This is a genomic window from Pseudoalteromonas sp. CF6-2 (assembly GCF_021729425.1).
GTDB classification, from domain to species: Bacteria; Pseudomonadota; Gammaproteobacteria; order Enterobacterales; family Alteromonadaceae; genus Pseudoalteromonas; species Pseudoalteromonas arabiensis.
The window spans coordinates 3,546,638-3,564,514 of record NZ_CP091442.1; the positions used below are offsets into that span (position 1 = coordinate 3,546,638).

General features: G+C 41.1%; 13 protein-coding genes. 4 read left to right on the forward strand and 9 right to left on the reverse strand.

Annotated elements, in window-relative coordinates; translation table 11 throughout:
* Positions 1 to 150 precede the first annotated feature (150 nt).
* Positions 151 to 396 (forward strand): DUF3297 family protein, encoded by a 246-nt coding sequence (locus L3Q70_RS16430; protein ID WP_062567546.1) that lies wholly within the window; start codon positions 151 to 153, stop codon positions 394 to 396.
* Positions 397 to 444: 48 nt separating this feature from the next.
* Here the strand turns inward: L3Q70_RS16430 and L3Q70_RS16435 are convergent, their stop codons facing one another.
* From L3Q70_RS16435 to L3Q70_RS16445, 3 genes are read right to left on the reverse strand one after another with little or no spacing between them, the layout of a single operon-like run.
* A complete protein-coding gene (locus L3Q70_RS16435) occupies positions 445 to 855 on the reverse strand; it encodes a MerC domain-containing protein (RefSeq protein ID WP_237114621.1) in 411 nt (136 codons plus the stop codon).
* Positions 856 to 899: 44 nt separating this feature from the next.
* On the reverse strand, positions 900 to 1,367 hold the full coding sequence (locus tag L3Q70_RS16440) for a transcriptional repressor (RefSeq protein WP_237114622.1): 468 nt from the start codon (positions 1,365 to 1,367) through the stop codon (positions 900 to 902).
* Positions 1,364 to 1,870: a DUF2796 domain-containing protein gene (locus tag L3Q70_RS16445; RefSeq protein WP_157066156.1), complete on the reverse strand. Its 507-nt coding sequence runs from the start codon at positions 1,868 to 1,870 to the stop codon at positions 1,364 to 1,366. Before L3Q70_RS16445 ends, L3Q70_RS16440 begins: the two co-directional genes overlap by 4 nt.
* A gap of 135 nt (positions 1,871 to 2,005) precedes the next feature.
* On the opposite strand from L3Q70_RS16445, the gene L3Q70_RS16450 reads away from it, so the two are divergent.
* From L3Q70_RS16450 to L3Q70_RS16460, 3 genes are all read left to right on the forward strand, one after another.
* Positions 2,006 to 4,417, forward strand: coding sequence for a TonB-dependent receptor (locus tag L3Q70_RS16450; protein WP_062567449.1), 2,412 nt, complete (start codon positions 2,006 to 2,008; stop codon positions 4,415 to 4,417).
* Positions 4,418 to 4,444: 27 nt separating this feature from the next.
* Entirely contained in the window at positions 4,445 to 5,827 is a 1,383-nt protein-coding gene (locus L3Q70_RS16455; RefSeq protein WP_237114623.1) for a 5-methyltetrahydrofolate--homocysteine methyltransferase, read from the forward strand.
* Positions 5,828 to 5,978: 151 nt separating this feature from the next.
* Complete coding sequence (locus L3Q70_RS16460; protein WP_237114624.1) at positions 5,979 to 9,194, forward strand: S41 family peptidase; 3,216 nt, start codon at positions 5,979 to 5,981, stop codon at positions 9,192 to 9,194.
* 62 nt (positions 9,195 to 9,256) lie between these two features.
* Here L3Q70_RS16460 and L3Q70_RS16465 read toward each other — a convergent pair whose 3' ends face one another.
* From L3Q70_RS16465 to L3Q70_RS16490, 6 genes are all read right to left on the reverse strand, one after another.
* A complete protein-coding gene (locus L3Q70_RS16465; RefSeq protein ID WP_237114625.1) occupies positions 9,257 to 10,558 on the reverse strand; it encodes a DEAD/DEAH box helicase in 1,302 nt (433 codons plus the stop codon).
* 168 nt (positions 10,559 to 10,726) lie between these two features.
* A complete protein-coding gene (locus L3Q70_RS16470; RefSeq protein ID WP_237115285.1) occupies positions 10,727 to 11,854 on the reverse strand; it encodes an alpha/beta hydrolase-fold protein in 1,128 nt (375 codons plus the stop codon).
* 156 nt (positions 11,855 to 12,010) lie between these two features.
* Positions 12,011 to 13,831 carry a glutamine--fructose-6-phosphate transaminase (isomerizing) gene (glmS, locus tag L3Q70_RS16475; protein ID WP_237114626.1) on the reverse strand — a complete coding sequence of 607 codons (1,821 nt, stop codon included), beginning with the start codon at positions 13,829 to 13,831 and terminating at the stop codon, positions 12,011 to 12,013.
* Between the two features lie 94 nt (positions 13,832 to 13,925).
* The gene (locus tag L3Q70_RS16480; protein WP_062567082.1) at positions 13,926 to 14,696 is read right to left on the reverse strand and encodes a DeoR family transcriptional regulator; all 771 of its coding nucleotides are present in this window, start codon (positions 14,694 to 14,696) and stop codon (positions 13,926 to 13,928) included.
* Positions 14,697 to 14,858: 162 nt separating this feature from the next.
* A complete protein-coding gene (locus tag L3Q70_RS16485; RefSeq protein ID WP_193988046.1) occupies positions 14,859 to 15,503 on the reverse strand; it encodes a helix-turn-helix transcriptional regulator in 645 nt (214 codons plus the stop codon).
* 307 nt (positions 15,504 to 15,810) lie between these two features.
* Complete coding sequence (locus L3Q70_RS16490; protein ID WP_237114627.1) at positions 15,811 to 17,868, reverse strand: winged helix-turn-helix domain-containing protein; 2,058 nt, start codon at positions 17,866 to 17,868, stop codon at positions 15,811 to 15,813.
* Positions 17,869 to 17,877: the final 9 nt, after the last annotated feature.

Genomic DNA, 17,877 nt, shown 5'->3' on the forward strand with positions numbered 1-17,877 from the left:
GAAAGAATGTTGCGAATTAAAATACACTCAATAACAACACTATCGTAGGTTCAAACCTCAGCACAAAACAAATTTGCACTGTTCTTACTTGAGCCCATGCTTGGTATTGCCTACAATGGCGCACAATTTATTCAATACAGTATTGCAATCATGACAGATACAAATAAACCTGAATTACCAAATCAATTATCGATTAACCCTCGTAGCAAGTTCTACGTAGAAGAAGTATTCGAGCATGAAATTGGTGTTACCTTAAATGGCAAAGAGCGTTTTGACGTTGAAGAATATAATATCAGCGAAGGCTGGATCAAAATTGCTTCTCCAAAAGCGCTTGATCGCCGTGGCCAACCTTTACTATTAAAAGTAAAAGGGACTGTAGAAGTTTTCTACAAATAAGTGAAACCAATACCGGTCAAAAGATATATGGCCGGTATCATCTCTTACTCAAACAGTCTGCTGGCATGATTGATGTTTACCGTCTATTGTTTTGCATGAGCGAAAGTTAAGCCAGTGACCTAAAATAATAAAACTTGATCCTAATATTGTTAAAGCCGTTTCACCAACTTCTCCTAGTCTTCCTGCACCAAAATAAACGGCTATCACGAGCAGTAAGAGACCAATCACACCAAACATAAAAAACCGATACTTTTTATGTTTTTTGCAACCCAGAACTAATGCAAGTAAGCTACTAGGAAGTACCGCGACAAGCATCCAAAAATGAAACTGTTCGTTACCTAAACCAAGCACAGCAGTGCTTGGTAATAACACGAGTAACACAGGCACAGCTAAGCAGTGAATAGCACACATAGCTGATAACCCGATAGCAAACTTATCCATCATTAATTGTAATTTCACTGAATAATTCCTACAAAATAGAACACATGAATAATAAAAACGCATCAAGCAATTTTTGCTTGGCACTCATTGCATACTCCCAGCATTTCAAATTGCGTTGTTTGTGAGGTAAAACCCACCTCAGCAAAATGAGGGAATAGCGTTGCAACATCGCTCTGTGAAACAGTGAGTGTTTCAACCTTTTGGCAATGGCGGCAAATTAAAAACAAAGAAAGATCATCTTTGCAACGCTCTCTGCCAGTATCGTAAGCGATGTATTTGTTAGCACTATTAAGCCTGCGAACAAGGTTTACCGACTCTAAAAAGCGCAAGATGCGATAAACAGACATAACAGAGACACTCGAGCTTGTGCGCAGCTTGTAGCAACTGACCAGTTCATAGGCTGATAGCGGCACGTCAGTGGTTAGCAATATTTGCAGTATCTGTTTGCGTTGAATAGTGAATTTTCTGCCATGTTCAAGGCAAACCTGCTTTGCTTTATTAAGTGTGCTGGTTAATCGCTGCTTATTCATAGCGGCCACTCAATATAAGGTTTAGTTGCCGTCAGCTCTTCGATTCCTTGTGCTTGTTTTGTGATCCACTGCGCTTCAATAACAGATATCGTTTTAGCCCAGCCAAATAAAGTGACTGTGACTTTAGAGACCGGTTTATCACAGCTAAACGAGTACTCAACTTCAAGATCGTTATGTGAATGATGTGTGCGTTGTGCAAATGGGTTTTCAAAATTTGCATGAATAAGCTTACATTCGCCGTTAAATGTCACTAACTGCTCTGAATTTGCTAACTGGGCTAATGTTTGTTTGATAATTTGCTTTTGCTCGGCTGTTTCTGGCTGATGCTCAAAGCCAAAAATATCTCCAGCCGGCAAAATGAACTTAACTTGCCACTTACCTTGCTCATGAACCACAAAAAGCACTCCCTCACCATGTGAATGATGATGGTGTTGATGCCCTTGAGCTGAAAAAATACATCCAACCATCAAGCATATCACTGCTAATTTTGCTGCTTTGATCACCCCAACCACTTCATTACCTCGCTATCAACATACTGTTACAAAAAAGAATAAAACTCATTCGTCGATTCATACTTGATACATTATAACAATTAAAGCACAATTGATACATTATAACATACCAAAGAGTGATGCATAATGAATAACATCTCAAGAGTCGCTGTCGTCATAGCAGCGTTATTACCAGCCAGTGTCTTGGCGCAATCAATCAAAGGCGTTGTGTTAAATAACCAAGGTAAAGCAGTTGCTAATGCCACTGTTGACCTTGAAGGCTCAGATCAAAAAGTAACAACTAACGACAAAGGCGAGTTTGAAATCAGCGGGTTAAATAACGGCTTAAAAGAGCTACATATTTCAGCCCCAGGTTATGCTCACTTACACCGAGATATCACACTTGCCAATGACCAAGACCACAGCGCAACGTTTAATTTAAAACGTTCACCTATTGAAGTTATTGATATTGAAGCAACACCGATTCATATGTCGGCAATGGAATCTGCTTCACCAGTTAGTGTGTTATCTGGCGAGCAATTAAGACGCCAACAAGCATCAACGCTTGGTGATAGCCTTGAAAAACTACCCGGCGTTAACACAAACTTTCATGCCAAAGTTGCCAGTACCCCTGTGATCCGTGGTTTAAGCGGCCCACGTGTATTGATCACACAAAATGGCTTAGATGTAAGTGATGTATCACGCGTCGGTCCTGATCACTCTGTGGCCTCTGAAGCATCAACGGCGCAGCAAATTGAAGTTTTACGTGGCCCAGCAACTCTTTTTTATGGCAGCGGCGCAATTGGTGGTGTGGTCAACGTGGTTGATAGCAGAGTGCCAACTGACAGCACAACACGTGGTGAATGGAATTTAGAACACAACTCAATTGATGAACAAAAAACAGCTTCATTTAATGCCACTACTGGTACTGACTCCTTTGCCTTTTATGCTGATGCTTTTTGGCGAGAGTCTGATGACTACCGTGTACCTGTCGCTGCAAATATTGAAGATATTGAGCACAATGATGATGATATCGTAGCAAACAGTAACGAAGACTCTGACGGCTTCACGCTTGGTACCAGCTACTTATTCGAACAAGGCTACATTGGCGTTGCGGTTGAGCAATTTAACCGCCAATACGGTATTCCAGGCCATACTCATGGTGAAGAAGAGCATGACCACGAAAAAGAACACAGCGAAGAAGAAGCCGTATTTGCTGATCTTGACCAAACCAAAGTGCAATTACTTGGTGAGTACAATATCGACAGTGAATGGCTAAGCAAAATTAACTTACGTGCAGGCCACACAGACTACGAACATGCTGAAATCGAACACGGTGCAGTCGGTACAACCTTCAAAAACGAAACCAATGAGCTGCGCGTTGACATTCTGCATAGTCAATTTGATGAGTGGAATGGTGGCATCAGCTTTCATTATAAAAAAAGTGATGTAGAAGCACAGGGCTCTGAAGCCTTCACCCCTCCTTCTGTTACTGAAAGTATTGCTTTTGCAATGATGGAAGAAAAGCACTTTGGTGATTTTTTAGTGCAATTAGGTGTCCGTGCTGAGCGAGTCACTATTGATGCTAACAATGTGCTTTTACCAGAAATCGACGCCCATGCTCATGATGAAGACGGCGATGAGCACGACCACGGCCATGACCACGAAGAATCAAACTACACACGTGTATTTGATGTAGCCCAAGAGTTTACACCGGTCAGCTTATCAACAGGTGTGGTATGGGATTTTACCCCGGGTTATAACCTTGGTTTATCGGTATCGCGTTCTGAGCGTGCTCCCTCTGCTTCTGAGCTTTTATCTTTCGGTCCACACATAGGTACAGGAACCTATGAAGTTGGCGCACTATTCGATACTCATGATGGTCATTTTGAACTTTCAAACAAAGCTATCGATTTAGAAACTGCAAATAATATCGACCTTACATTTCGTAAAACCGAGGGCGATATTGGCTTTATCTTCAATGCTTTCTATAACCAAGTAGATAACTATTATTACCAGATCAACACAGGCCTATACGCTGAAAGCGGTCATGATCACGACCATGGTGACGAACACAACCACGAAGATGAGCACGATCATTCATCTGAACTACCTGTTTATTTATTTAAAACAGACGACGTGGTTTTACATGGTTTTGAAGCGCAAGTTGCTTGGCAGCTAACCGACGAATTTAAAGTCGATTTATTCTCAGATTATGTACGCGCGCGTCTAAAAGACGGCGGAGATTTACCGCGCACTCCTCCACTGCGTCTTGGTACTGAGTTTAGCTATCAAACCGAAAACCTAACAGCAAATATTCACGTAACTCGCTACCAAGAACAAGACCGCATAGCGCAACAAGAAACCACAACCGATGGCTACACCCTCGTTGATGCCAGCATTTCTTATGACTTATCGGTACTGAACCAAGACCTATCGCTTTATTTAAAAGGCACAAATTTAACGGACACAGAAGCACGCGTACACAGCTCGTTCTTAAAGAATATCGCGCCACGTCCGGGGCGCAGTTTTGCAGTGGGTATTCGCGGCTATTTCTAAACAAAATTACAATTAAGGAAAATCAATATGACACACTTATTTAGACTAAAACTACTCGCTCTTGCAATTAGTAGCACCTTGATCACCGCGTGTGGTGATGCAGAAACAAACATTGTTGAAAAAGATCCAATTGAAACACCTGACGACGGTCATGATCATGGCGATGATCACGATCACGGTGATGACCATGCTATTGATTCTATGGGTCGCTTGGCGGTGTTAGCTGCCAACAGTAACGAAGCAAATATTTTCGACTTAGATGATAACTCGCTACTCGAGTCGTTTACACTGACTCATGATTCAAGTTCATTAAATGTATCACCTAGCTATCGCTATGCGGTAATTGCAAATCGCAATCAAGACTACTTGGGCTTTATTGATAGTGGCTTATGGCGTGAAGATCATGGCGATCACCTACACGACTATAAACAAAGCCCAGCTTTTAGTGACTACGAATTAACAACCGGTAGCCGCCCAACTCACATCGTTAAGCACGACGGCCAAATGGCTGTATTTTATGATGGCAATGCCGATGCAGGTACGGCTGCTTCTGTTGAAGTGTTAACCGATAACGACATTGCAAACAAAACCGCCACACTTGCTGGCATTCAGTACGACATTAATATGCATGGTGTTGCAGAACCACGTGGCGAGCACCTAATTGCAACCTTGCGTCGCGATGATAGCGAGAGCACTTCAAATGCTAAAGTTTTGCCTGATCAAGTTGGCGTTTACCATCTTCATGATGGTGAATATGAGCTTGAGCAAACATTTGAACTAACCTGCCCCGATTTACACGGTGCAGCACAAAACCATGATTATGTAGCATTTGGTTGTGGCGACGGTGTGTTAATTGCCCACCAGCATGACGATGAATATCATGCAGAAAAAATCGTCAATATTGATGCTTTAGGTGATACACGCATTGGTACACTATACGGCCATGAAGGCAACGAAAGCTTTATTGCAATTGCTTCTGGTGTGCTTGTTAGTATCAATCCAAGCGAAGCTGAAATGGAAGTGCTTGAGTGGCAACTTGATGAAGGCGCAAGTGCTGTATCTTACTCATTCTCTGCAAGCGGAGAGCACTTTTTAGTACTTGATAACTTAGGCTTTTTAAACGTGCTTGAAGCCCATGAGCACGACGGCCACATGCATTGGGAGCTTGCAGGTAAAGTAGATATTACTGAAGAAGATGTAACAACTATGCCAGAAGGCATGAGCTTCAGCATGACTGTGTCACAAAATAGTGAATTTGCTTACGTTGCTGACCCTATCGCCCAGCACGTACTAAAAGTGCATATTGAAGATCTCGAAATTGAAGGTGATTTAGAATTAACCTTCGCACCAAGCGCAATTACGTGGCTAGGTATTGCAGAGCAAAGTGACGAGCATAATCATGAACATTAAGTTTTAACGTTCAACGCATAGTGGTTAAAGGTTGGCATTTATTGCCAACCTTTTTTATTCATATTTTGTAACAGTGCTTTCATCGCATCTGCATCGCTATTTTTAAGCGAATTGTTATGCTGTTACAGTTCCCATAATAGGATGTAATCCCATGAAAAAACTAACAACGTTGGCACTGGCCATGGCTGCGACACTGGCACCTTGGGCATCAGCTTACGAAACTAAAGACACGCGTTTACTGCGTTTTCCTGATATTCATAATCAACATGTTACCTTTGTGTACGGTGGCGATATTTACATTGCTAATACACAAACAGGCGAGAGCAAACGCTTAACCGACCATATTGGCTTTGAAACCTTCCCTAAGTTTTCACCTGACGGTAAACGCATTGCGTTTGCAGCCGAGTACAATGGCAGCCGCCAAATTTATGTAATTAACAGCGATGGTTCTGGCTTAAAACAACTCACTTACTACAACGATGTTGGCCCAATGCCACCACGCGGCGGTTTTGATTATCGTGTTCTCGATTGGACACCTGATGGCAAAAATGTGGTATTTCGTGCTAACCGCACACCGTGGGGTAAACGTATGGGTCGTCCATATAGGGTGCCTGCTGACGGTGGCCTTGAGCAGCCTCTTGCTATCCCTGAAACCGGCGGCGGTATGCTTTCGCCAGATGGTAGCAAATATGTTTACACGCCGATTGACCGTGAATTTCGTACTTGGAAACGCACCCGAGGCGGTCGCGCACAAGATGTTTGGGTTTACGATTTAAAAAACAATACCTCAGAACAACTAACCAGTAACCGTGCTACCGATCAGCAACCAACCTGGGTTGGCGACAACATTTACTTTGTATCTGACCGTGATTACACCCTTAATCTGTATCAATACCAAAAAGGTGCTGAGCCGAAAAAGCTAACCAACCATCAAGACTTTGACGTACTGTGGCCATCAGCTGGCCCAAATGCTGTTGTTTATGAAAATGGTGGTTACCTTTATCGCTTTGATCCAAAAACTCAAAAAAGCACTAAGCTGAGCATTAACATTGCTGGTGTGCGTCAATACGCAATGCCGTACACAAAAAATGTCAGTGACTTTATCGACTCAATGTCGATTTCTCATGATGGTAAGCGTGCACTCTTTACTGCCCGCGGTGAGCTATTTAGCGTACCGGTTAAACAAGGCCCAACACGTAACTTATCTTACACAGCAAAAGGCCGCGAGATTGACGCAAGTTGGTCGCCAAATGGCCGTTATATTGCTTATATGAGCGATGAAAGCGGCGAATATGAAATTTACTTAAAAGATCGCAGCGACAACAATGCCACTAAACAGCTAACCAACAATGGCACTATTTGGCGTTTTACGCCGATTTGGTCACCAGATAGCTCAAAACTATTATTTGCAGATAAGAACCACACACTCTGGTGGATAGATGCAAAATCAGGTAAACAACACAAAATTGATACCAGCATCTACGATGAAGAAGGCATCCGCCAGTATACTTGGTCGCCAAATAGCGAAGACATTGTTTATGTGAAAAACAATGAAAACCGCTATGCCTCACTGTGGCACTACAATATTGATAAAAAGAAAGTGACTCGCTTAACGGATGAAATGACCAATGAGCAAAACCCAACGTTCTCTCCTGATGGTCAATACCTGTATTTTAGCTCTGAGCGCGACTTTAACTTAGCCTTCAGCAGCTACGAGTTTGACTACATGTTTAATCGTGCGACGCGTATTTTTGCCGCTGCCGTAAATGACAGTATTAAACCGCTTATCGCACTACAAAGTGATGAAACAGCAATCGTCAGCGATAAACAAAAAGATGACGACAAGAAAGCGAAAAATACCCTGCAAAGCAGCGACTTTATGCAACGTGTAACCGCTCTTAATGCACCAGCTGGGGATTATCGTGGCTTAACCGCAGTCAAAGATGGCGTGCTAACACTGGCTAATGGCGGTTTGCAACTGATTGGCACAGCTCACGATAGTGAGCTTGAAACCGTGGCTGAAGGAGTCAGTAATTACACAATTTCGAGTAATGGTGAACACCTACTTGTTCATGCAGGCAAGGATTACAGCTTAATTGAGCCAAAAGCAAAACAAGACCTAGCAGCGAACAAACTCGATCTCAGTAAAATGACCTTAAAAATTGAGCCACAAACTGAATGGCAGCAAATGTATGTTGAAGGCTGGCGTACATTACGTGATTGGTTCTACGATGAAAACCATCACGGCCAAGATTGGGACGCAATTTTAGCTAAGTATCAACCTATGGCTGATGCTATCTCACACCGTAGTGACCTAGATTACATTCTCAGTGAAATCGCAGGTGAAATTAACTCAGGCCACATTTATGTGCAGTCGGGTGATATGCCTAAAGCAGAGCGTAAAAAGCACGGCTTATTGGGTGCAAAACTTGCCAGCGATCCATCAGGATACGTAAAAATTGAGCAAATCTTCCAAGGAGAAAACTGGCACGAAGACTTCCGCTCACCACTTGGCACAACAGGGGTAAAAGCGCATAACGGCGACTTCATCATTGCCGTAAATGGCCGCTCAGTAAAAGACGTAGCTAACTTCTACGAATTACTAGAGAACACCCAAGGTGAGCAAGTTGAGCTAGTCCTTAACAGCAAGCCGCGCAGCAAAGGTGCATGGCAAGTAACCGTTAAGCCTGTAGCCAGCGAGCAAGGTTTGCGTTATTTAGACTGGGTTAACTCTCGTGCAGCCTACGTTGATAAGCTTTCAAATGGTCGTATTGGTTATGTTCACTTACCCAATACAGCGTTTGAGGGTAACCGCGCCATGTTCAAAAACTACATGCCGCAAACCACCAAAGACGCCATGATTATTGATGACCGATACAATGGCGGCGGCTTTATTCCTGAGCACATGATCACCTGGCTTGCCCGTAAACCGCTTAACTATTGGAAGCGCCGCGGTGTTGAGCCAACAAAAACACCACAATTTGCTCATGATGGTCCAAAAGCCATGCTGATCAATGGTTACTCAAGTTCAGGTGGTGACGCTATTCCTTACTACTTCCGCCAAGCGGGGTTAGGTAAGCTTATTGGTACCCGTACGTGGGGTGGATTAATTGGTATTTCGGGTAACCCAAGCCTTGTAGATGGCGGCCAAGTTATCGCGGCAACATTCCGCATTTTAGATAACGATGGCAACTGGATCATCGAAAACGAAGGTGTCACCCCAGATATCAAAGTTGTTGACCGCCCTGAGCTAATCTACCAAGGTAAAGATCCGTCGATTGAACGTGCCGTAGAAGAGCTGTTAAAAGAGCTAAAAGACAACCCGAAAAAGCCACTCACCGTGCCACCCGCACCGACTGACTTTTAATTTTTAACTTTTTGTAAAAAAGCAAAAAGCCCCGCAGCAATGCGGGGTTTATTTTAAGGCTATTAAGGTTTTTTCCAGCCACTCCAGACATCGTCTTGTTGGTTAGCTTTATTTTTTTTCTTTTTCTTACCTGTTCCCGCAGGTTTAGCTACGGGCTTGTCGTTTTTAAGTGCTTGTGCGGCATCAAGGTTCGCTTTATTTAAGGTATAATCAGGCACTTCTTCACGCTCTAAACGAAATTTATTTTTCTTTTCGATGATTTTAAAATGATGAAAGTCTTCATAATCAATCAATGATAACGCTAACCCTACTTCACCGGCGCGACCACTTCGGCCAATACGGTGCATGTAATCGGCAGGACTGCGCGGTAAATTGAAATTAATCACTACAGGCAATTTAGCAATATCTAAACCTCGGGCTGCAATATCAGTGGCAATTAATACCTCGATTTCGCCATTTTTAAACTTTTCGATTACGCGAGTACGCTCACTTTGGCCTTTATCACCGTGAAATACTTGTGCATTGATGCCACGCTTTTCAAGCTTATTTGCTAAATGCTCACAATCTTTTTTTGCATTCACAAAAATCAGCGTTTGGCGCCATTTATGGGTTTTTATCAAGTGCGCTAAAACCGTGGTCTTCTCACCTTTATTTACCATAAATATGCGCTGTACTAGGGTGCTTTCATCTTTACTTTGAACTAGTATTTCAACAGGCTCATTTAACAATTTTTGGGTTAATAGTGTAACTTGCTCTGGGAACGTTGCAGAAAACAGCATAGTTTGTTTTTTAGCGGGCATAAGCGCTAATAGCTCAGCAAGCTCTTCGGTAAAACCTAGGCTCAGCATGCGGTCTGCTTCATCAAGCACTAAGGTGTTTACTTTATCAAGCTTAATGGCATTGCTTGAAATCAAATCAAGTAAACGACCAGGAGTTGCAACGATAATATCTGCACCGCCTCGCAATGCTTGCATTTGCGTATTAACCGACACACCACCAAATACAGCAACGGTTTTAATCGCACCATTAAAATTTGCAGAGTACGATTTAACGCTATCAGCCACTTGCACCGCGAGTTCTCGGGTTGGCACTAAAATAAGCCCTGATACAAAGTTACCTTTGCCTTGTGCTTTTTTATCTCCCTTATCTAAAAAGCACTTTTGCAACATAGGCAAAGCAAATGTCGCTGTTTTACCTGAACCGGTATTTGCTCCTGCAATTAAGTCACTACCCGCTAAAATGCTTGGAATTGCTTTTGCCTGAATAGGTGTTGGCTGGGTATATTCAAGATCCGCCAATCGAGCAAGTAGCTCTGGAATAAGGCCAAGTTCGTTGAAATTGCGAGAGTTTGTGGCTGAGGTCATAAAAAGTGTGGGCTCATAACTAAAATAGCCTGCGATTTTAGCGCATTAATTACCCATAAAGTAGGAATTAGTGATTTAAATAACTTTTAGATAACAGCCACTGGTTTATGGTAATTGCTCAATATTAAAGGGGCGCTTAAAAAGCCAACAACTAAGTTGGCTATATTATTAACTCTTACTCAACTGTGCTTCTAACCTCGTTTTTGTCTCTTTTAAGTAATCAGGGTAGGGATAAGAGTCATCGGCAACAGCGATTGCAGCCTCGATTTGAATTAATGCTTGGCGAGTATTACCTTGTATTTCATAGCCATATGACAAAGCTGACAGTGCATAAGCTGATTTTGGGTAGTTTTTGATATTGTACTTAAACACCTCAATAGCCCGCTCAAATTGCTGGTTATCCGTTAAGCTGTAACCCAGCAGCCTAACAGCGCGGTCTGGTGGCGCTATTTGCTCGCCCCATTGCTGAGATAAACGTTGATAATAGGCATCAATTGATGAAACATCATCGCCCAATGCACTCAAAGGCATATGTTTAGATAAAAATAAGCCATGGTACGCATTAAATGCCCCAGCAGCTGAGGTTAGGTTATGCGAAACGCCTGCAAAGGCATCGCTCTTAAAGCGCAGATTTTGCACCTTACTATTTTGCATCGTTTGCTGCATATCATCGTATCTTTCGCGCATAATGCCAGCTTCTTCGCCGATATTCATATATACATAGCTGTTAATACTTTTGGCTTTAGTAACAAAGGTACTTAGACTCTTAGCCGGGGCGCCATAGTTCCACCATACCGCAGGGCTATAAGCAATGTGCGCTTGAAATAACTCAGGGTCAGCTTGCATTGCGTAAAGAGCAAATACACCCGCAGCTGAGGCGCCTGCAATAACTCTATAATCATGAGTACGATACTGTTTATTAACCAAAGGCATCAGTTCTTGCTCTACGAAAGCTAAAAACTTTGCTGCGCCACCGCCTTCGCCAACAGGCCCTTGTGGTTCTTTGTTCACTGTGGGATAAAAATCTCTAAGTCGATCAGTGCTTTCAATTGCAACTACAATCACCTCTGGCGCTTGATCATTTTGTTGTAAGCGCTCAAGCACAGCATTAATTAAGGGTAAATTGCCGGCCCCATCTAAACGGTAAATAACGGGATATCTTTTGTTTGGATGTGTTTGATAGCTTTTTGGTAATTGCACAACGACAGTGCGTTGCTCATTAAGATTACTTGATTCGATAGTATGCGTATGGTGGCTGTAATTTGTAACCGCCTCATCTGCGGCTGGTTGAGCCATTACATAACTAGTACAAAGTAAAAAACCACTAATGCAGAGTAACTTAAATAGTCGCACGACTTATCCTTAAGAGATGTTGGTAATTTTTTAAGCTAACAGAATTACAAGTACAAAAAAAGGCGCATATTGCGCCTTAATAAATATAAAACTCTAAACTTACTCAACCGTCACCGATTTTGCTAGGTTTCGAGGCTGATCTACGTCGGTGCCTTTAATAACCGCAACATAGTATGAAAGCAGCTGTAGCGGAATTGTATATACAACTGGGGCAATCACGTCATCCACATGGTTTACGTTAATTACACGCATTGTTTCATCAGATTCAAAGTGTGAGTCTTTATCTGCGAATACATAAATAATACCGCCGCGGGCACGTACTTCTTCTACGTTTGATTTAAGCTTTTCAAGTAGTTCGTTGTTTGGCGCTACAACAATGATTGGCATGTCAGCATCAATCAACGCTAAAGGACCATGCTTAAGCTCACCCGCTGCGTATGCTTCGGCGTGAATGTATGAAATTTCTTTCAGCTTAAGGGCACCTTCCATCGCGATTGGATATTGTGAACCACGACCTAAGAATAATGAGTGATGCTTGTCAGCGAACTCTTCAGCTAAATCTTCAATTCCTTCTGCAAGCTGTAATGCTTCTTCTAACTTGTTAGGCAGTGTTTTGATTGCATTGACAATCGCACTTTGATCTAAACCTTTTTCTTGAGCAATCGATGCTGTTAGCATTAATAAGCCAACAAGCTGTGTGGTGAAGGCTTTAGTTGATGCAACACCAATTTCAGCACCCGCTTTAGTCATAAAGGCTAAGTCAGATTCACGCACCAGTGATGAACCAGGTACGTTACAAATGGTCATTGACGCCATATAACCTTGCTGCTTTGCAAGACGAAGTGCAGCAAGTGTATCGGCTGTTTCACCAGACTGTGAAATGGTCACAAGTAAGCTGTTTTCATGTACAAATGATTCACGGTAACGGAATTCAGAGGCTATCTCTACGTTACAGCTCACGCCTGCAAACTGTTCAAGCCAGTAACGCGCAACCATACCCGAGTGATATGAAGTACCACAGGCAATAATTTGTACGTGCTTTACGTCTTTAAAGATTTGCTGAGCACTGTCACCAAAGGCATCAATCGCTACAGTGTCATTGTGAAGGCGGCCATCAAGTGTGTTACGTACAGCAAGTGGCTGTTCGTAAATTTCTTTCAGCATGTAGTGACGATATTCGCCTTTACCTGATGCATCTTGCGTGATGTTTGATTCAATCACTTCGCGCTCGACTGCATCGCCGTTTGCATCAAATATTTCCACACTATCACGGGTAATACGAGCAACATCACCTTCTTCAAGGTAAATAAAGCTACGAGTAACAGGTAATAGAGCAAGTTGGTCAGATGCAATAAAGTTTTCACCAAGGCCTAAACCAATAACTAGAGGGCTACCTGAGCGCGCTACAATGATTTCGTTATCGTTCGCTTTATCAAAAACAACGGTACCAAATGCGCCTTCAAACTGCTTAACAGCCGCTTGCACTGCTGCCAATAAAGAAGTGTGTTGCTGACGAAGTTGGTGGATAAGGTGCACCATTACTTCAGTATCAGTTTCTGATAAAAACTCATAACCATCACCTTTTAACGCATCACGCAGGCTGGCATGGTTTTCGATAATACCGTTATGAACGAGTGCAATTTCGCTATTCGAAATATGCGGATGTGCATTCGCTTCAGTTACACCGCCATGTGTTGCCCAGCGCGTATGTGCGATACCTGTCGTGCCTTTTACATTTGCCGCATTAAGGGCTGATTCTAAATTAGCAACTTTACCCACTGCTTTTACTGTATTTAATACATTGCCTTCAACGAGGGCTACACCTGCTGAGTCATAGCCACGGTATTCAAGACGCTTTAAGCCTTCTACAAGAATTTTATTTACTGGGCGTTCTGCAACAGCCCCTACGATTCCACACATAATCTCTCCTTTTGCACATGCCAAAGTGTTTTACTTTGGGCGGTATGTGTTGTCATAAATGATGCGTAATAAGGTGTTGTCGGTCTTATTACGGTTATTCAATTTCTGCACAGATCAGCTGTACACCACATGCTGTTATCGCCTCACGCTTATCTACGCTTAGGTGGTTGTCTGTAATAACAGTGGTAACACGCTGCCAAGGCAGTTCTAAATTCGGTATTTTTCGGCCAATTTTTTCTGACTCAACCAGCACTACCACTTCACGGGCAGCTTCAGCCATCACTTGGCTAAGCCCTACTAATTCATTGAAGGTTGTAGTACCTCTATCAATATCAATGCCATCGGCACCAATAAAGAGTTGGTCAAAGTCGTAAGAGCGTAGAACATTCTCTGCAACTTGGCCCTGAAACGATTCTGAATGCGGATCCCAAGTCCCACCGGTCATCAAAAGTGTTGGCTCATTTTCTAATGAAAGCAGTCGGTTAGCGACATTAATAGCATTGGTCATCACTACTAAGCCACGCTTATTGGCAAGTTCAGGGATCATCGCTGCTGTAGTGCGGCCGCTATCAATTATGATGCGGTTATGGTCTTTAATAAGCTTTGCAGCCGCCTGCGCGATTGCCATTTTGCGAAGCGAGTCGCTTTTCTCGTTGCTATTTGCAACGATTTCTTGCGGCAATGCAATGGCACCACCGTAACGGCGCAGTAATAAGCCACTTTTCTCAAGTGCCGTGAGATCTTTACGAATCGTTACTTCTGAAGTTTGAAACTGCTCAGCCAGCGCCTCTACAGCGACCTCACCGTACTCATTAACTTGACTTAAGATTGTATGGCGACGTTGTTGAGTGTTTCGTTTTGTCATTTATATGATCACATAAGTTTCGTTTCGAAAGTTTTGAGATTTTAAACGAAACAATATAAATGGCAAGTGAATGCTTTAAATAAAATGAAGGGGAAACTTATAATTCAATTAAGTTCACACTAGGTACAAATAAACCACCATAAAAGGTGGCTCTTGCTGGTGTTAGGCAAGCAATTCTCCGTTTAAGATACACTTCACGATAGCTTGCTGTCGATTAGTACTACTCGTTTTTTTTATGCAGTTAGACAAATGAAAATCAACCGTTCTTTGACTGATATTAAGTATTTGACTAATTTCCCAGGATGTTTTGCCTATTGATGCCCATTTAATACACTCTTTTTCTCGCCGTGTAATTTTTACTGCTTCTGTACGCGTTGAACGTCGGTAGGCTTCAAACATTTCGATTAAAAAGATTCGCCAATAGTCTCCTAGCATTTTTGCTTTGTGCGGTTCAGTACTTAAATTGGGCAACTCAAGTACCAAACAAGCAAATTTATTCTTATGTAAACCTGTAGGAACAATTAATACTGAATCATAATTGCCATTTATTTCACTAAGCATCAGCGCTTTTGTTTCATTAAGACAATAATGAATTAATTTTTTACAGGAATGAACCTCATCTAAAAAAGGGCGCTCAAATTCTCCAAAGTAATTAGTATCAAATCTAAATAAGTCAGAGAAATCAAAAGTAATAAACCCTACCTGCGTATAACTATAAGTATTTTTTATATCTGTAAAAAAATTATTAAAGCTATCTACTGAGTTTATACTCTCAATCCTAGAATGAAGTTCATTTATATTTACCATAAAAAACGCTCTCTTATAAGATTATTTTTTACATAGATCTGGAGCGAGAATACAAATGCTTTTCACTGATGACTCGTCAGTATTAATTTTAATAGTATCATTTATATACAGTCCACCGGTATTGGCTACTGTTAATAATATAAAGGTAGTCACATAGATGAATGTTTTTTTAAAAGTGTCTTTCATAGTGGTATAGCCCCTAACTTATGTTGTAGTTATTTTGTTCACATTAAATTTGGGCTAAGAGGGCAATTTTATCAATAATTATGTGGTGACTTTTTTATAACTTTAAAGAAAAACACTTAACTCATTGAATTTCAAATAAAATTATATCACTGTATTTATTACCCAAGCTTTCAACTACAATCAAGTTATTCATTTTATCTACATAAAAACTAGGCCTAATCACGTTAAAGTCAAACGTTTTTGACTTTAAGCTAGAGGCATCAACATCGTATAAGTCCATTTCATAGAAGGTGGTGTTTATCAAGTTATGATCACTCCATAGTAATGTGCTATCTATAATCGTCCAGTTTGTATTATGCTCAGTAGACACACTTATCGGCATTGGGATCATCGATTCTTTTAACGTTTCAAAGCGTGATAACCTGCCGTTGTCATCACCTAGAACATACCCTTCATTGAATGGACGAATAAAGCGGTAACCTTTAAAGATTTTTTCCTTTGTTTTCTCTTCAATCGTATGCTTAAAAGCTTGCCATTCACCATTACTCTTACGCGTATATAAAATAGACTTTTCGTCTAGTGAAAAAGTAATATCGCCAATCAACTCATCAGCTTTAGAGAGGTAGGTAAGGCTATTATCAAGTGTATTAAGAATCGTTATGCGCTCTTGAAGTTTCAGTAATACATATTGCCCAGATGTCGAGGAGCTTATTAACTTAAGTGGCTTTTCAGTACTCATTAAAGTTACTTTTTTATCAGCCTTTGTTTTTTCATAAAAAATCAAAGAGTTTACTCCGCTCTCTTTTATAACCATCCAGATTTTATTATCAACGGGCTGGTAAGCTTTAATGTAACCTTGCTTTGGTTGTTTCTCTTGGATTAACTCAACATTTTTAAAATCACTTAATGGTAGTTTCTTCTCTATCAGCGTATTGGTTAACACATTATCTCTAATCGCCAATAGAGAACTAGAACTTAAAACTTTGGCAGCAATCAAGCCTGTTTCTGAATTAGTTATGATCTCTAAATCACCTGTTTTAATGTTCAATTTAGTTAATTTTTTATCATCGACTAAAATAATGTGCTCATTATCTAGCCATTGAACATCATAAATGACAACATTTTGGTCATGCTGGAAAAGTGTGCTACCAATTTTTAAATCGAGTACTCGAATAGAGTTACGTTTACTATCTAAAAAAACTCGAAGCACAACAACTTTGCTAGAATCTGGAGAAATATCGGCTTGGCTGTCATGTGCACCTTTTTGAGCAACGGATGTAACTTCCTCTAGCAAGTTATTGTTAGAGTTATACTTATAGATAAGCATTGCACTTTGTTGGCTTTTTTGCCCAGAAAAGTAAATTAGGCCATCTTCATTTTTATCCACAAAAACATCGGCGATAAAGTAAAAGTCGGATACTAATATCTCTGGTTTATGTGCTTCACTTTCTAAGGCAACCTGTTTTAATAAAGCAATACCATCTAAATTATCAGAAAAATACAAGTGTTTTGCATCATTGGAAAAAGTTAAACCCCTGGGTAGGGTCGTATCATCAATTAGCATTTTGACAGTTTGGCTTTCTCTATCTTTTAAATAGATGTGGTCATTTTCCTCATGACTTACTTTACTTGTAAATGCTATATATTTGCCATCATTTGAAACAGCTAACGCCCTTTTGTCCGAAATAACAGAATCAATCACTTTTGTAACGACATGTACTTCTTTATCAGTATTTTTATAGATGAAGTAGGTCAATGAAAACAAAAAGAGGGTGGCAATTACAATGAATAAAAAACGCCTATTTTTTTTTGCGTCGTTATTCTTAACATCTATTGGTTTTTCGGTGTCCTCAGACGTAGATGTTTCTGCAATTTGAGATACTGGGCAAATTAATTTATAGCCACGCTTTGGAAGAGATTGAAGGTAAGTAGGTTCTTTGTGGTCATCGTTCAAAACAATACGTATTTTACTTATAATTCGCCTAACAGCTGCATCAGAGACACATCGACCTTGCCATAAGTTTTCATGGAGCTCTTCCATCGAAATATAACGATCATTATGCTCAATAAAATACATTAAGACAGCAAAGACTTTTGGTTCTAATAAAATTGATTGCTCATTTATGTGAAGAGACATCTCTTGCGTATCTAAATAACACTCACCAATCTTAAAAAACATACTGTTTAG

Coding starts and splice junctions, on each gene's coding strand:
- L3Q70_RS16430 (WP_062567546.1), top strand. CDS start 151: ATGACAGATACAAATAAACCTGAATTACCAAATCAATTATCGATTAAC.
- L3Q70_RS16460 (WP_237114624.1), top strand. CDS start 5,979: ATGAAAAAACTAACAACGTTGGCACTGGCCATGGCTGCGACACTGGCA.
- L3Q70_RS16440 (WP_237114622.1), bottom strand. CDS start 1,367: ATGAATAAGCAGCGATTAACCAGCACACTTAATAAAGCAAAGCAGGTT.
- L3Q70_RS16465 (WP_237114625.1), bottom strand. CDS start 10,558: ATGACCTCAGCCACAAACTCTCGCAATTTCAACGAACTTGGCCTTATT.
- L3Q70_RS16470 (WP_237115285.1), bottom strand. CDS start 11,854: ATGGCTCAACCAGCCGCAGATGAGGCGGTTACAAATTACAGCCACCAT.
- L3Q70_RS16455 (WP_237114623.1), top strand. CDS start 4,445: ATGACACACTTATTTAGACTAAAACTACTCGCTCTTGCAATTAGTAGC.
- L3Q70_RS16490 (WP_237114627.1), bottom strand. CDS start 17,868: ATGTTTTTTAAGATTGGTGAGTGTTATTTAGATACGCAAGAGATGTCT.
- L3Q70_RS16480 (WP_062567082.1), bottom strand. CDS start 14,696: ATGACAAAACGAAACACTCAACAACGTCGCCATACAATCTTAAGTCAA.
- L3Q70_RS16450 (WP_062567449.1), top strand. CDS start 2,006: ATGAATAACATCTCAAGAGTCGCTGTCGTCATAGCAGCGTTATTACCA.
- L3Q70_RS16485 (WP_193988046.1), bottom strand. CDS start 15,503: ATGGTAAATATAAATGAACTTCATTCTAGGATTGAGAGTATAAACTCA.
- glmS (WP_237114626.1), bottom strand. CDS start 13,831: ATGTGTGGAATCGTAGGGGCTGTTGCAGAACGCCCAGTAAATAAAATT.